Origin of the sequence: Kitasatospora sp. NPDC093679, from assembly GCF_040683455.1 — a bacterium.
In the GTDB taxonomy this organism is placed as follows: domain Bacteria; phylum Actinomycetota; class Actinomycetes; order Streptomycetales; family Streptomycetaceae; genus Kitasatospora; species Kitasatospora arboriphila.
Genome location: NZ_JBFBDW010000024.1, coordinates 21341 through 35738 on the forward strand (window position 1 = coordinate 21341; position 14398 = coordinate 35738).

At 75.6% G+C, this 14398-nt stretch carries 10 protein-coding genes; 8 read left to right on the forward strand and 2 right to left on the reverse strand.

Annotated elements, in window-relative coordinates:
- The first annotated feature begins 94 nt into the window (after positions 1-94).
- From AB0O09_RS20630 to sucD, 5 genes are all read left to right on the forward strand, one after another.
- Positions 95-1201 (forward strand): AAA family ATPase, encoded by a 1107-nt coding sequence (locus AB0O09_RS20630; protein ID WP_363543253.1) that lies wholly within the window; start codon positions 95-97, stop codon positions 1199-1201.
- A gap of 58 nt (positions 1202-1259) precedes the next feature.
- Positions 1260-3608: a DUF5682 family protein gene (locus AB0O09_RS20635; RefSeq protein WP_363543255.1), complete on the forward strand. Its 2349-nt coding sequence runs from the start codon at positions 1260-1262 to the stop codon at positions 3606-3608.
- 150 nt (positions 3609-3758) lie between these two features.
- Positions 3759-4943, forward strand: a complete 1185-nt coding sequence (locus AB0O09_RS20640) for a VWA domain-containing protein (RefSeq protein ID WP_363543257.1) — start codon at positions 3759-3761, stop codon at positions 4941-4943.
- Positions 4944-5267: 324 nt separating this feature from the next.
- Complete coding sequence (gene sucC, locus AB0O09_RS20645) at positions 5268-6443, forward strand: ADP-forming succinate--CoA ligase subunit beta (protein WP_263105008.1); 1176 nt, start codon at positions 5268-5270, stop codon at positions 6441-6443.
- A 16-nt stretch (positions 6444-6459) separates the two neighbouring features.
- Positions 6460-7350, forward strand: coding sequence for a succinate--CoA ligase subunit alpha (gene sucD / locus AB0O09_RS20650; RefSeq protein WP_363543259.1), 891 nt, complete (start codon positions 6460-6462; stop codon positions 7348-7350).
- 115 nt (positions 7351-7465) lie between these two features.
- On the opposite strand, the gene AB0O09_RS20655 is transcribed toward sucD, so the two are convergent.
- A complete protein-coding gene (locus tag AB0O09_RS20655; RefSeq protein ID WP_363543260.1) occupies positions 7466-9181 on the reverse strand; it encodes a LuxR C-terminal-related transcriptional regulator in 1716 nt (571 codons plus the stop codon).
- Between the two features lie 117 nt (positions 9182-9298).
- On the opposite strand from AB0O09_RS20655, the gene AB0O09_RS20660 reads away from it, so the two are divergent.
- Positions 9299-10693: a DUF6350 family protein gene (locus tag AB0O09_RS20660; protein WP_363543262.1), complete on the forward strand. Its 1395-nt coding sequence runs from the start codon at positions 9299-9301 to the stop codon at positions 10691-10693.
- Positions 10694-10880: 187 nt separating this feature from the next.
- Here the strand turns inward: AB0O09_RS20660 and AB0O09_RS20665 are convergent, their stop codons facing one another.
- Positions 10881-11549: a hypothetical protein gene (locus AB0O09_RS20665; RefSeq protein WP_363543264.1), complete on the reverse strand. Its 669-nt coding sequence runs from the start codon at positions 11547-11549 to the stop codon at positions 10881-10883.
- Between the two features lie 569 nt (positions 11550-12118).
- Between AB0O09_RS20665 and purN the strand changes: the two genes are divergently transcribed.
- Both purN and purH read left to right on the forward strand, forming a co-directional pair.
- Positions 12119-12778, forward strand: coding sequence for a phosphoribosylglycinamide formyltransferase (gene purN / locus AB0O09_RS20670; protein WP_363543265.1), 660 nt, complete (start codon positions 12119-12121; stop codon positions 12776-12778).
- A complete protein-coding gene (purH, locus tag AB0O09_RS20675; RefSeq protein ID WP_363543267.1) occupies positions 12775-14355 on the forward strand; it encodes a bifunctional phosphoribosylaminoimidazolecarboxamide formyltransferase/IMP cyclohydrolase in 1581 nt (526 codons plus the stop codon). Before purN ends, purH begins: the two co-directional genes overlap by 4 nt.
- The last annotated feature ends 43 nt before the right edge of the window (positions 14356-14398 follow it).

The window sequence follows — 14398 nt, forward strand, 5'->3', positions numbered from 1 at the left end:
CGCCCGCGGCCGTCCCGTCCGCCGCGCACCCGTCCCCGCGCCCTGCCCGCACCCTGCCACAGCCATGCCCGGCGGCCGTACCCAGGAGATGTCGATGACCACCGAGACGACCACCCGTACGAGTGAAGTCCTCCGCCTCCACGCCGAGGACGCCTTCGCCGCCGAGCTCGCCGCGCTCGCCGCCGCCGACCACCGCCCCCGTCCCGCCCGCTGGCGGCTCTCGCCCTGGGCCGTCGCCACCTACCTGCTCGGCGGCACGCTGCCCGACGGCACCGTGATCACCCCCAAGTACATCGGCCCGCGCCGGGTGGTCGAGGTCGCCGTCACCACCCTGGCCACCGACCGGGCCCTGCTGCTGCTCGGCGTGCCCGGCACCGCCAAGACCTGGGTCTCCGAGCACCTCGCGGCCGCCGTCAGCGGCGACTCCACCCTGCTCGTCCAGGGCACCGCCGGCACTCCCGAGGAGGCCGTCCGCTACGGCTGGAACTACGCCCAGCTGCTCGCCAACGGCCCCAGCCGGCAGGCCCTGGTGCCCTCCCCGGTCATGCGGGCGATGGCCGACGGCAAGATCGCCCGCGTCGAGGAGCTCACCCGCATCCCGGCCGACGTCCAGGACAGCCTGATCACCATCCTGTCCGAGAAGACCCTGCCGGTGCCGGAGCTCGGCGACGAGACGCAGGCCGTCCGCGGCTTCAACCTGATCGCCACCGCCAACGACCGCGACCGCGGCGTCAACGACCTCTCCTCCGCGCTGCGCCGCCGCTTCAACACCGTCGTGCTGCCGCTGCCCGCCACGCTCGACGAGGAGGTCGACATCGTCGGTCGCCGGGTCAACCAGCTCGGCCGCTCCCTCGACCTGCCCGAGCTGCCCACCGGCGCCGAGGAGATCCGCCGCGTCGTCACCGTCTTCCGCGAGCTGCGCTCCGGCGTCACCGCCGACGGCCGCACCAAGGTCAAGACGCCCAGCGGCACCCTCTCCACCGCCGAGGCGATCTCGGTGCTCACCAACGGCCTCGCCCTCGCCACCCACTTCGGCGACGGCATGCTCCGCGCCGGTGACGTCACGGCCGGCATCGTCGGCGCCGTCGTCCGCGACCCGGTCGCCGACCGCACGGTCTGGCACGAGTACGTCGAGGGCGTCCTCCGCGAGCGGGACGGCTGGAAGGACTTCTACCGCGCCGCCCGCGAGCACGCGCACTGACCCGGCCGCCGCGGCCCCAGCCCACCGAGAGAACCATCCGAGAGCGAGGTCCACGACCATGAGCGCAGAGGTCACCCTGCTCGGCGTCCGCCACCACGGGCCCGGCTCCGCCCGCGCGGTGGCCGCCGCCCTGGAGCAGCTGAAGCCCGACGCGGTGCTGATCGAGGGCCCGCCGGAGGCCGACGCGATCGCCGCGCTCGCCGCGGACAAGGAGATGCAGCCGCCGGTCGCCCTGCTCGCCCACGTCGTCGACGACCCTGCCAGGGCCGCCTTCTGGCCGTTCGCCGTGTTCTCGCCCGAATGGGTGGCCCTGCGGTACGCCGCCGACCACGACGTCCCGGTCCGCTTCGTCGACCTGCCCGCGGCGCACACCTTCGCACTCGCCGAAGCCCCGTCGGGCGTGCCGGGGGGCACGTCCGGCGAGGCGGCGGAGGCGGAGGGCGGCATCGGCGACCCGATCGCCGCCCTCGCCGAGGCCGCCGGCCACGACGACCCCGAGCGCTGGTGGGAGGACGTCGTCGAGCACCGCGCCCCCGACGGGGACGCCCTCGCCCCCTTCGCCGCGGTCGCCGAGGCCATGACCGCGCTGCGCGAGACCGCCCCGGCCGGGCCGCGCGCCCGCCGCGACGACCTGCGCGAGGCGTACATGCGCCAGCAGATCCGCGCCGCCCGCCGGGCCGGCCACCGGCGGATCGCGGTGGTCTGCGGCGCCTGGCACGTCCCCGCCCTGCAGACCATGCCCACCGTCGCCCACGACCGCGCCCTGCTCGCCGGCCTGCCCAAGGTGAAGACCCGGATCACCTGGGTGCCCTGGACGCACCGCCGGCTCGCCCAGCACACCGGCTACGGCGCCGGCATCGACTCGCCCGGCTGGTACCACCACCTCTTCACCAGCCCCGACCGGCCGGTCACCCGCTGGATGACCGGCATCGCCGACCTGCTCCGCGCCGAGGACCACCCGGTCTCCTCCGCGCACGTCATCGAGGCCGTCCGGCTCGCCGAGACGCTCGCCGTGCTCCGCGGCCGCCCGCTCGCCGGCCTCGGCGAGACCCTCGACGCCGTCCGGTCCGTGATGTGCGACGGCTCCGACGTCACCCTGGCCCTCGTCCACGACCGGCTGGTGGTCGGCGACGCCCTCGGCGAGGTCCCGGACGGCGCCCCCGCCGTCCCGCTCCAGCGCGACCTCGCCCGCCTCCAGCGCAGCCTGCGCCTCAAGCCGGAGGCCGCCGAGCGGGAGCTCGTCCTCGACCTGCGCAAGGACCTCGACGCCGAGCGCTCCCGCCTGCTGCACCGGCTGCGGCTGCTCGGCATCGACTGGGGCGCCCCGGCCCGCTCCGCCGTCAACTCCACCGGCACTTTCCGGGAGACCTGGCGGCTGTACTGGGAGCCCGAGTACGCCGTCCGCGTCGTCGAGGCCGCCCACTGGGGCACCACCGTCGAGGACGCGGCCTGCGGCAAGGCCGCCCGGCAGGCCGCCGACGCCACCGACCTCGCCGACCTCACCGGCCTCGTCGAGCAGTGCCTGCTCGCCGGCCTCACCGGCGCCCTGCCCGCCGTCATGCGGGCCCTCGCCGACCGGGCCGCCCTGGACACCGACGTGGCGCACCTCGCCGCCGCCCTGCCCGCCCTCGTCCGCGCGCTGCGCTACGGGGACGTCCGCGGCACCGACGCCACCGCCCTCGACGGCGTCGCCCGCGGCCTCGCCGAGCGGATCGGCGTCGGCCTGCCGCCCGCCTGCACCGGGCTCGACGCCGACGGCGCCGCCGCCATGCGCGCCCACCTCGATGCCGTCCACGCCGCCGTCGGCCTGCTACCGCCCGCCGCCGGTGACGGCCCGGGCGACCACCCCGCCGAGCGGTGGGCCGCCGCCCTGCACTCCCTCGCCGCCCGCGAGCCCTCCGGCGGCCCCACCACCGGCGTGCCCGGCCTGCTGCGCGGCCGCGCCGTCCGGCTGCTCCTCGACGAGGGCCGGCTCGACTCCGCGGAGGCCGGCCGCCGGATGGGCCTGGTGCTCTCCCCGGCCGGCGCCCCCGCCGACGCGGCCGGCTGGATCGAGGGCTTCCTGGCCGGTGGCGGCGCCCTGCTGCTGCACGACACCGCCCTGCTCGGCCTCCTCGACGACTGGCTCACCGGCGTCCCCGGCGACACCCTGATCGACCTGCTGCCTGTGCTGCGCCGCACCTTCTCCGGCCTGGAGGCGGGCGTGCGCCGCACCATCGGCGAGCGCGCCGCGGCCGGCCCGCTCGGCACCGGCGCGGCCGCCGCGGCCGCCCCGCCCGAGGAGCTCGACGAGCAGCGGGCGGACGCCGTCCTGCCCGTCCTCGCCCTCCTGCTCGGCCTGCCGGACGTGACGACGGCGCCGCTGCTGCCCCGCATCCCGCGCCAGCCCACCGGCCGCAACACCTGACCGGCGGGCCGCCCCGGAGCCCGCCGCCATGTCAGTCCCGGCTGGTTGCATGGCTGTTGGGACGCCGTCACCGCGCCGCCCGCCCGGGCTCCGGCAGCCCCGCCCGTCCGTACCCGCACCTGCACCCGTACGCGCACCCGAGGAGCACCCATGACCGCCACCCGCGCTCCGCTGGACCCGGCCGACGAGCGGCTGCGCCGTTGGCGGATGGTGCTCGGCGGCGAGGCCGACGGCACGGGCCACCGCCCGAGCGGGCGGGACGCCGCCATGGACGGCGCGCTCGCCGCGCTCTACCGCGGGACGGACGCCGAGGGCGGCCGCGGCGCCGCGCGCAGTGCCGGCCTCGGTGGTTCGGCGCCGCAGGTGGCCCGCTGGCTCGGCGACATCCGCGAGTACTTCCCGACCACGGTCGTCCAGCTGATGCAGCAGGACGCGATCTCCCGGCTCGGCCTGGACCGGCTGCTGCTGGAGCCGGAGATGCTGGAGGCCGTGGAGCCGGACGTCCACCTGGTCGGCACCCTGCTCTCGCTCAAGCACGCCCTGCCGGAGACCACCCGGGAGACGGCCCGGGCGGTGGTCGGCAAGGTGGTGGCCGACCTGGAGCGCCGCCTCGCCGACCGCACCCGGGCGACCCTCGGCGGCGCGCTCGACCGCTCCGCCCGGGTGAACCGCCCCCGGCACCGGGACATCGACTGGAACCGCACCATCCGCGCCAACCTCAAGAACTACCTGCCCGAGGCGGGCCCGGACGGCACCGGCACCGTCGTCCCGGAGCGGCTGATCGGCTACGCCCGGGCGCAGCGCGCGGTGAAGAAGGACGTCGTCCTCTGCATCGACCAGTCCGGTTCGATGGCGGCGTCGGTGGTGCACTCGGCGGTGTTCGGCGCGGTGCTGGCGTCGATGCGCAGCCTGGACACCCGGCTGGTCGTCTTCGACACCTCCGTCGTCGACCTGACCGAGCAGCTGAGCGACCCGGTGGACGTGCTGTTCGCGACCCGGCTCGGCGGCGGCACCGACATCAACCGCGCCCTCGCCTACTGCCAGTCGAGGATCACCCGGCCGTCCGAGACGATCGTGGTGCTGATCAGCGACCTGTACGAGGGGGGCATCCGCAACGAGATGCTCAAGCGGGTCGCCGCGATGAAGGCGGCGGGGGTGCAGTTCATCGCCCTGCTCGCGCTCTCCGACGAGGGCGCCCCCGCCTACGACCGTGCGCACGCCGCGGCCCTGGCGGAGCTCGGCGCCCCGGCCTTCGCCTGCACGCCGGACGTCTTCCCGGAGATCATGGCCGCGGCGATCGAGAAGCGCCCGCTGCCGGTGCCGGACAACGGTTGAGCCGCCTCACCCGTTCGGGTGCGGGATGTCCGCATCTCACGGCATCGGCATTGTCGATGAGAGACCGGCTCCCGGCCTGCCGGGTGCACCCGTTGTGACGGTTCTCACCAAGCCCGACCCCGCCACGGGCGAAACACGCCCGTCGTACGGGGATAACCTGCCACACGGACGTGACGCGCGTGTTGATTGACGGTGCGCCCGGCGCTGTACGGACCGCAAGGCCGTAGCTCTGCGTACCCGCGCAGCCCCGACGACCCGCAGCGAAGATCCTGCCGTGGCACGCTCGAAGAGACACAATCCGCGACCACGAACAAGGACAAACACGTGGACCTGTTCGAGTACCAGGCGAGGGACCTCTTCGCCAAGCACGGTGTGCCCGTGCTTGACGGCGATGTCATCGAGAACGCCGCAGACGCTGCCGCCATCGCGGAGCGCTTCGGCGGCCGCGCCGTCGTCAAGGCTCAGGTGAAGGTCGGCGGCCGAGGCAAGGCCGGCGGCGTCAAGCTCGCCTCCGACCCGGCGGACGCCGTCGCCAAGTCCGAGGCCATCCTCGGCATGGACATCAAGGGCCACACCGTCCACAAGGTGATGCTGGCCCAGACCGCGGACATCAAGGACGAGTACTACGTCTCGTTCCTGCTGGACCGCACGAACCGCACCTTCCTGGCGATGGCCAGCGTCGAGGGCGGTGTCGAGATCGAGGTCGTGGCGGAGGAGAACCCCGACGCGCTCGCGAAGATCCCGGTCGACGCCAACGAGGGCTGCACCCCGGAGAAGGCCGCCGAGATCGTCGCCGCCGCGAAGTTCCCGGCCGACGTCGCCGACCAGGTCGCCGAGGTCCTCCAGCAGCTCTGGAAGGTCTTCATCGCCGAGGACGCGCTCCTCGTCGAGGTCAACCCGCTGATCAAGTCCGGCGAGGGCAAGATCATCGCGCTCGACGGCAAGGTCTCGCTGGACGAGAACGCCGACTTCCGCCAGCCGGAGCACGAGGCGCTCGAGGACAAGGCCGCCGCGAACCCGCTGGAGGCCGCGGCCAAGGCCAAGGGCCTCAACTACGTCAAGCTCGACGGCCAGGTCGGCATCATCGGCAACGGCGCGGGCCTCGTCATGAGCACCCTCGACGTGGTCGCCTACGCCGGTGAGAACCACGGCGGCGTGAAGCCCGCCAACTTCCTCGACATCGGTGGCGGCGCCTCCGCCGAGGTCATGGCGAACGGCCTGGAGATCATCCTGGGCGACGCCGACGTCAAGTCGGTCTTCGTCAACGTCTTCGGCGGCATCACCGCGTGCGACGCGGTCGCCAACGGCATCGTGCAGGCCCTGGCCCTCCTCGAGGAGAAGGGCGAGGCCGTCACCAAGCCGCTCGTCGTCCGCCTGGACGGCAACAACGCCGAGCTGGGTCGCAAGATCCTGACCGACGCCAACCACCCGCTCGTTCAGCAGGTGGACACCATGGACGGTGCGGCCGACCGCGCCGCCGAGCTGGCCAACGCCAAGTAAGGAAGGGGACTTTCACATGGCTATCTTCCTTACCAAGGACAGCAAGGTCATCGTCCAGGGCATGACCGGCTCCGAGGGCATGAAGCACACCCGCCGCATGCTCGCCTCCGGCACCCAGATCGTCGGCGGTGTGAACCCGCGCAAGGCCGGCACCACGGTCGACGTCGACGGCACCGAGGTGCCCGTCTTCGGCTCCGTCGCCGAGGCCATGGAGAAGACCGGTGCCGACGTCACCGTCATCTTCGTCCCGCCGAAGTTCACCAAGGACGCCGTCGTCGAGGCGATCGACGCCGAGATCGGCCTCGCGGTCGTCATCACCGAGGGCGTGCCGGTCCACGACTCGGCCGCCTTCTGGGCGTACGCCGGTGCCAAGGGCGGCAAGACCCAGATCATCGGCCCGAACTGCCCCGGCCTGATCTCCCCCGGACAGTCGAACGCGGGCATCATCCCCGCCGACATCACCGGCCCGGGCAAGATCGGCCTGGTCTCCAAGTCCGGCACCCTGACCTACCAGCTCATGTACGAGCTGCGTGACCTGGGCTTCTCCTCGGCCGTGGGCATCGGTGGCGACCCCGTCATCGGCACCACCCACATCGACGCCCTCAAGGCGTTCCAGGAGGACCCGGAGACCGAGGTCATCGTGATGATCGGTGAGATCGGCGGCGACGCCGAGGAGCGTGCCGCGGCCTTCATCGCCGAGCACGTCACCAAGCCGGTCGTCGGCTACGTCGCGGGCTTCACCGCGCCCGAGGGCAAGACCATGGGCCACGCCGGCGCCATCGTCTCCGGCTCCTCCGGCACCGCCCAGGCGAAGAAGGAGGCCCTCGAGGCCGCCGGCGTCAAGGTCGGCAAGACGCCGTCCGAGACCGCCCGCCTGGCCCGCGAGCTCTTCGCGACCGTCAAGTAAGGCCCCGGCAGGCCCCAGGGCCGACGCCACGTGCGAGGGCGCCGCGGACATCCGTCCGCGGCGCCCTCGCCGTCTTCTCCCGGCTCCCCGGGTCGTTCCCGGGCCGCTTCCCGGCTCAGGGGAGCAGCCGGGGGACGTCCGCCGGGGCGAGCGTCGCGCAGGGCCACAGCGGCGCGCACGGCACCGGGACCGGCAGCGCGTCCGCGGGCCGGGTCAGCGCCACGGGACCGGTCACCGGCTGCCCGTCGTGCGGGGGCGCGCCCTCGGTCACCGTCCCGTCGCCCGGGCCGCTCGTCCCGTCCGCCCCGTCCTGCGGGGCCGTGGACGGCGTGTCCCCGTCCGGGAGGCCCGCGCCGCCGTCCGCCGCCGCGCTCGGGGCCGCTCCCGGCCGCGGGGCCGTCGGACTGCACCAGGGGCTCCGCAGCCCCGGCTCGCGGCCTGGCGCGGCCGGACCCGAACTGCCCGTACCGGCCGCGGAGCACACCTCCGGCGGCGGGGACGCCTCCGTCTGCGGCGCCGCCGCCGGCCGGGCCCGGCGGGCCGTGTCGTCGGGCCCGCCGACCACCAGGGTGACGACCATCGCGCCGGCCGTGCCGAGCACCAGCAGCCCCGCCGCGCCGGTGACCGCGTGCGCCCGGCGGCGGCCCCCGGCGGCGAGCCGGGCCGGCGAGGGCGCCCGCGGCGACGGGCAGGCCCGCACCGCCGCCTCGAACAGCAGCGCGCCGAGCGCCGGGCCGAACCCCGGCGCCGACGGGTCGGCACCGACCACCTCCGGCACCGTCCGGGACAGCTCCTCGCGCGCCGCCAGGACCCGCCCCGCGGCCGCCGCCGTGCTGGACTCCACCTCCTCCGCCACCGCCGCCACCGGCAGGCCCACCGCGTCGTGCAGCACCACCGCCCGGCGCTGCGGCCGGGTCAGCCGGTGCATCGCGGTGAGCAGCGCCCGGTCCCGGGCGGTCGGACGGTTCTCGTCCGGCCGGCGGCGGGCCCGCTCGCCCTTCACCTTGATCCTCCGGTGCGGCAGGTGGTGCCTGCCCGCACGACGGGGACCGCCCCGCCGCCACGGCGACAGCGCCGACTCGAACGCCGCCGCCCGGACCCAGCCCTCCGGGTCCGGCAGCTCCGCCACCTCGTCCCACCGCAGCGCCGCCGCCCCCAGGGCGATCCGCACACTGCGGGCCGCCCGGTGCGGCGATCCGGTGACCAGGAAGGTCTGCTGCACCAGCCGGGCGTGCACGGCCGCACTGAACGCGGCGAACTCCGGCCGGCGGCGGGGCGGCGCCCCGGCCAGCGGCGGGCGGGGGAGCGGAGCGGACGGCTGCTCCTGCGGGCGGGCCCGCGACGGCTCGGGCTCCTCGGGCGACCGGGGCCCGTCCGGCGTCCGCGGGTGCTCCTCCGGCGTCGGCGGCGAGGGTCCGACCGCGGCCGCGGCCGGCACCGGGCCGGGCTCGGTGGGCCCGGTCGGCACGGCCGCCCCGGGGGTTTCCGGGGGTGCCGGAGGGGTGGGTTCAGCGGCGGCCCCGGGCGTCCCCAGCAGGGCGGCCAGGCGGGCGGCCTCGGCGCGCGAGCCGACCCCCAGCTTCCGCATCGCCCGGTTGAGGTGCTTGCGGACGGTCGCGGGGGCGATGCCGAGCGCGGCGGCGACGGCCCGGTCGTCGTCCCCTTCCGCCATCCGGGCGACGACCTGCGCCTCACGCGGGGTCAGCCGCTGCAGCAGCCGGGCGGCGTCCTGCCGCGCCCGGTCCGACGGGGCCGCGGCGGGCGGTCGGGCAGCGGTGGTCGGGCCGGTGGGGTCGTCCCCGGCCCGGTCGGCCTTCGAAGGTGCGGTCACCGCGGCTCCCCGCGGCGGCTGCAGAGTCGAATAAGGCACATAAGCAAATAATCCGGGACACGGCGAAGGTTCGCCGCTTCACGGGGCGCAACGGGTGATCTTGGGAGCATGTGGCCCATGACGCAGTTGATGGGCCGTCCGATCCTGGGCCTGCCCGACGATCTGGGCTCCCGCTCCCCGTTCGCCGACCTGCTCGTCGGCGCCCGAACGGCCCTCCTCGCCCTCTCCGTGATCGCCGTCCCCGTCCTCGGGCTCTGGGTGCTCACCCCGTACGGCGACGTCACCGCCCGCGGCGCCCTCCGGCTCGCCTGCGCCCTCTGGCTGCTCGGCCACGGGGCACCGCTCACCCGCGGTCCGGGCGGTGCACCCTTCACCCTCACCCCGCTGCTGCTCACCGCCGTCAGCGCCGGCCTGCTCCGCCGCGCGGGGGCCAGGGCCGGGGCACGCGCCCCGCACGGCACGGGAGCCTGGCGGTCCGCCCTGCCGCTGGGCATCGGATACCTCGCGGTGGCCGCACTGGCCGTCGCCGAGTGCAGCGGCAGCGAAGCCGTCCTGGCCGCCGACCCTGTCACCGACCTCCCCGTCGTCGCGGCCGTCACCGCCGCCGGCCTGGCCTGGGGAGTCCTGGCCGGCCACGGCCACGCGCAGCCGGGCCCGCCGGCCCTCCTGCCGGCCGTGCTCGCCGACCGGCTCCGCACCTGGGCGGCCGCGGACTGGGCGCCGCCGCGGGACGCCACCGCAGCCCTGCGTGGCACCGCGGGCAGCTGGCTGCTCGGCCTGCTCGCCGCCGGGGGACTCCTGCTCACCACCGCCGTCGCCCTCGGCACCGCGGGCAGCACCGCCGCCGGCCTCGCGGACGGCCCCGCGGGCGTCCTCGGACTCCTCCTCGCCTGCACCCTGCTGCTGCCGAACGCCGTGCTCTGGGCCGCCGCCTACGCGCTGGGGCCGGGCTTCGCCGTCGGCACCGGCACCACCGTCTCACCGGTGGCCACCCACCTGGGCGCGGTGCCCGAGTTCCCGCTCTTCGCGCTCCTCCCGACCGACGGCCCCGGCGCCGCCGGTCAGGCCGTCCTGGCGGTCCTGCCCCTGCTCGTGGGCGTCGTGCCGGCCCTGCTGCTCGGACGGGCCGCCGCAGGCCGCGGCACCAGCCGCCCCTGGCACCCGGCCGGTACCGCACTGGTCGCGTTCGCCGCCGTGCTCACGGTCTCGGCCGCCGCCGCGGCGGCCTCCTGGTCCGCCGGAGGCGCACTCGGGGCCGGACGGATGGCCGCCCTGGGCCCCGTCCCCTGGCAGGCCGCCCTGACCGCCGCGGGCTGGTCCGCCGCCGTCGTGCCGCCCGGAGCCCTGCTCGCCCGCTGGCTGCTCACCCGCACGGCCGACCGGGCCCTCCCGCCGACCCCGGCGACGGCCCGCCTCACCGCCTGGTCCACCGCCGCCCGCTGCCCCCGCCTGCGCCGCACCCTCCACGACGCCGTCACCCGCCTCGCCGCCCTCCGCCCCGACGACACCTGACGGGCCACCCGAAACAGGGGCGCGGGGAACTGCGCAACCCCGGGACGGGCTTACCTGGCGGGTTCGGGTGAAGCACGCAGCAGGGGCGCGGGGAACTGCGCAACCCCGGGACGGGCGCACCCCGCGCTGCGGGGCACGCCGAACCCGCGGGCGCGCGAACCGCACCCCGCCCCCGAGGCACCCGGCGTCAGCGGCTGCCGGGGTTGGTCAGCTGGGTGATGACGTCCGGGGCGAGGTTGTCGCAGCTCTGCGCCGCCTCGTTGGTCAGGGCGTCGTTCACGCAGGTCACGTAGTCGTGGTAGTAGAGCTGGACGCCGAAGACGGACAGCGTGAAGATCAGGGCGACACCGCCCGTCAGCAGTCCGCCGAGCGCGGCGGGCACCTGCGGCCGGGTGGGCTGCGGCTGGGCCCAGCCGCCGACCCGGGCGGTGCCGAGGGCGTGCGGGTTGCCGCCGGCCGCGGCGTGCGGGGCGGGGGAGGCGGCCGACGCCGGACGCTCGGCCCGCAGCGCGCTGATCCCCCAGTACAGCGCCAGTGCACCGAGCAGCAGCGCGAGGTACCGCATGCCGGTGATCGCGCAGAACAGGCCGGCCATGCCGGCGCTCAGCGCGTAGCGGGCGCGCCGCTGCACCGGGTCGGTCGGGTCGAAGCGGGGCTGCTGCGGCTCGGACCATCCGCCGCGGTATCCCGGGCTCCACGGGTGCGGCGGCGGCACCCGGTCGTCGTCCCGGTCGCCGTCCTCCGGCCGCTCGGTGGGGGGCTGCTGCGGAGCGCGCGGCTGCCACGGCCGGTCGGGGGCATCCGCCGGCGGCGGCGCGAACGGGTTGCGCTCGCCGGTGTCGTCTCCGCTGCTCATGGTGTCGGCCATTCCTTCTCGTCCGGGGGGCGTCGGGCCGCTCCGGGAGCGGTCCGCGCCTCCAATGATCCCGCAGGGCGGTACGGGCTCTGCGCCGCCCTGCCGGGTGGGCCCGCGGGCCGTGCCGGGCCCTGCCGCCCGCCGCACCGACCGCCCCGCAGCACCGCCTCCGGCGCCGCCGTCCCGCCGCGGCGACGCACCCCCTCCTACCCCCTCGCACACCTCCCACCCACCCGCACGCACGTTGCCCACCCGCACGTCGCCCGTCCACCCGCCACCCACCCGAGCCCGCCGAGGCGCCCGCGGACCGCCGGTCCGTGTCCGGCTGCGGCACCGTACGGCGAGATCCGTGTCTCAACTACGCGCGTAGCGTGGTCTGCTGGTGACGGAACGCCTTCGACCAGCCGTTATCGTGGTGACGGTCAGCAGTCCACAGCGGTTCCCCCGGGCCCCCGCAGCGCAGCGGAGACGCCCCGGCGGTGCCGTCCGGCTCGACCTGCCGCCGCCCGTAGTGGCCCCACCGACGGTGGACGTACCAGCGGGCGACACGACGTACGGAGATTCGCGCAGTGGCCGCCGCTTCCGCCCAAGTCTTTCCGCCGCGCACGCCCGGACCGGCCCGTCTGGTGGTCCTGGTCTCGGGTTCCGGCACCAATCTCCAGGCGCTGATCGACGCGGTGCAGGACCCGGCCTACGGCGCGGTGATCCTCGCCGTCGGGGCGGACCGCACCGACATCGCCGGCCTGAAGCGGGCCGAGGCCGCCGGCATCCCGACCTTCGTCCACCGGATCGCCGACCACGCCGACCGGGCCGCCTGGGACGCCGCGCTGACCGCCTCGGTCGCCGGGTACGAGCCCGACCTGGTGGTGACCGCGGGCTTCATGAAGATCCTCGGTCCGGAGTTCATCGGCGCCTTCGCCGGCCGGATCGTCAACACCCACCCCGCCCTGCTGCCGGCCTTCCCCGGCGCGCACGGCGTGCCGGACGCCCTCGCCTACGGCGTGAAGGTCACCGGCTGCACCGTTCACCTGGTCGACGCCGGCGTGGACACCGGGCCGATCATCGCGCAGGGCGTCGTGGAGGTCCTCGACGCCGACCACGCCGATGGCGGCGAAGCGCTGCACGAGCGCATCAAGACTGTCGAGCGCACGCTGCTCGTCGAGGTCGTGGGCCGGCTGGCCCGCGAAGGCCACCGCATCGAAGACCGAAAGGTATGGATTCCGGCATGAGCGCCGCCCACAGCACGCCCCCCGTCTCCGAGGACGTACGCCCGATCCGCCGCGCGCTGATCAGCGTCTACGACAAGACCGGACTGGAGGAGCTGGCCCAGGGGCTGCACGCCGCCGGGGTCGCGATCGTGTCCACCGGCTCCACCGCGGGCCGGATCGCCGCCGCGGGCGTCCCGGTGACCGAGGTCTCCGAGCTGACCGGCTTCCCCGAGTGCCTGGACGGCCGGGTCAAGACCCTGCACCCGCGGGTGCACGCCGGCGTCCTCGCGGACCTCCGCCTGGAGTCGCACCGCGCGCAGCTCGCCGAGCTGGGTGTCGAGCCGTTCGACCTGGTCGTGGTGAACCTCTACCCGTTCACCGCCACCGTCGCCTCCGGCGCCACCCCGGACGAGTGCGTCGAGCAGATCGACATCGGCGGTCCGTCGATGGTCCGCGCCGCAGCCAAGAACCACCCCTCGGTCGCCGTGGTCGTCGACCCGGCCCGCTACGACGACGTGCTCGGCGCGGTCAAGGGCGGCGGCTTCGACCTGCTGACCCGCAAGCGCCTGGCCGCCGCCGCCTTCGCGCACACCGCCGCGTACGACGTGGCCGTGGCCTCCTGGTTCGAGGAGTCCGGCTACACGGAGTCGGAGGAGTCCTTCCCCGCCTTCCTCGGCGCCACCTGGGAGCGCCAGAACGTCCTGCGCTACGGCGAGAACCCGCACCAGCAGGCGGCGCTCTACACCGACGGCACCGGCGGCCTGGCGGGCGCCGAGCAGCTGCACGGCAAGGAGATGTCCTACAACAACTACATGGACACCGACGCCGCGCGCCGCGCCGCGTACGACCACGCCGAGCCGGCCGTCGCGATCATCAAGCACGCCAACCCGTGCGGCATCGCGATCGGCACGGACGTCGCCGAGGCCCACCGCAAGGCGCACGAGTGCGACCCGGTCTCCGCGTACGGCGGCGTCATCGCGGTCAACCGCCCGGTCACCGTCGAGCTGGCCGAGCAGATCGCCCCGATCTTCACCGAGGTCGTCGTCGCCCCCGGTTACGAGGACGGCGCCCTGGAGGTGCTGACCAAGAAGAAGAACCTGCGCGTGCTGCGCGCGCCCGAGGCGCCCGCCGACGCGCTGGAGGTCCGCCGGATCAGCGGCGGCGCGCTGCTGCAGCAGGTCGACCGGGTGGACGCGGCCGGTGACGACCCGTCGACCTGGACGCTGGCGACCGGCGAGGCGCTCTCCGAGGCCGAGCTCGCCGAGCTCGCCTTCGCCTGGCGGGCCTGCCGGGCCGTCAAGTCCAACGCGATCCTGCTCGCCAAGGGCGGCGCCTCGGTCGGCGTCGGCATGGGCCAGGTCAACCGGGTGGACTCCTGCAAGCTCGCGGTCGAGCGGGCCGGTGAGCGCGCGCAGGGCTCCTACGCCGCCTCGGACGCCTTCTTCCCGTTCGCGGACGGCCTGGAGATCCTGGTCGCCGCCGGTGTGAAGGCCGTGGTGCAGCCCGGCGGTTCGATCCGCGACGAAGAGGTGGTCGCGGCCGCCGCCAAGGCCGGCGTCACGATGTACCTCACCGGCACCCGGCACTTCTTCCACTGATCCGCAACGCCGAAGGCCCCCGCACTCCTCGGAGTGCGGGGGC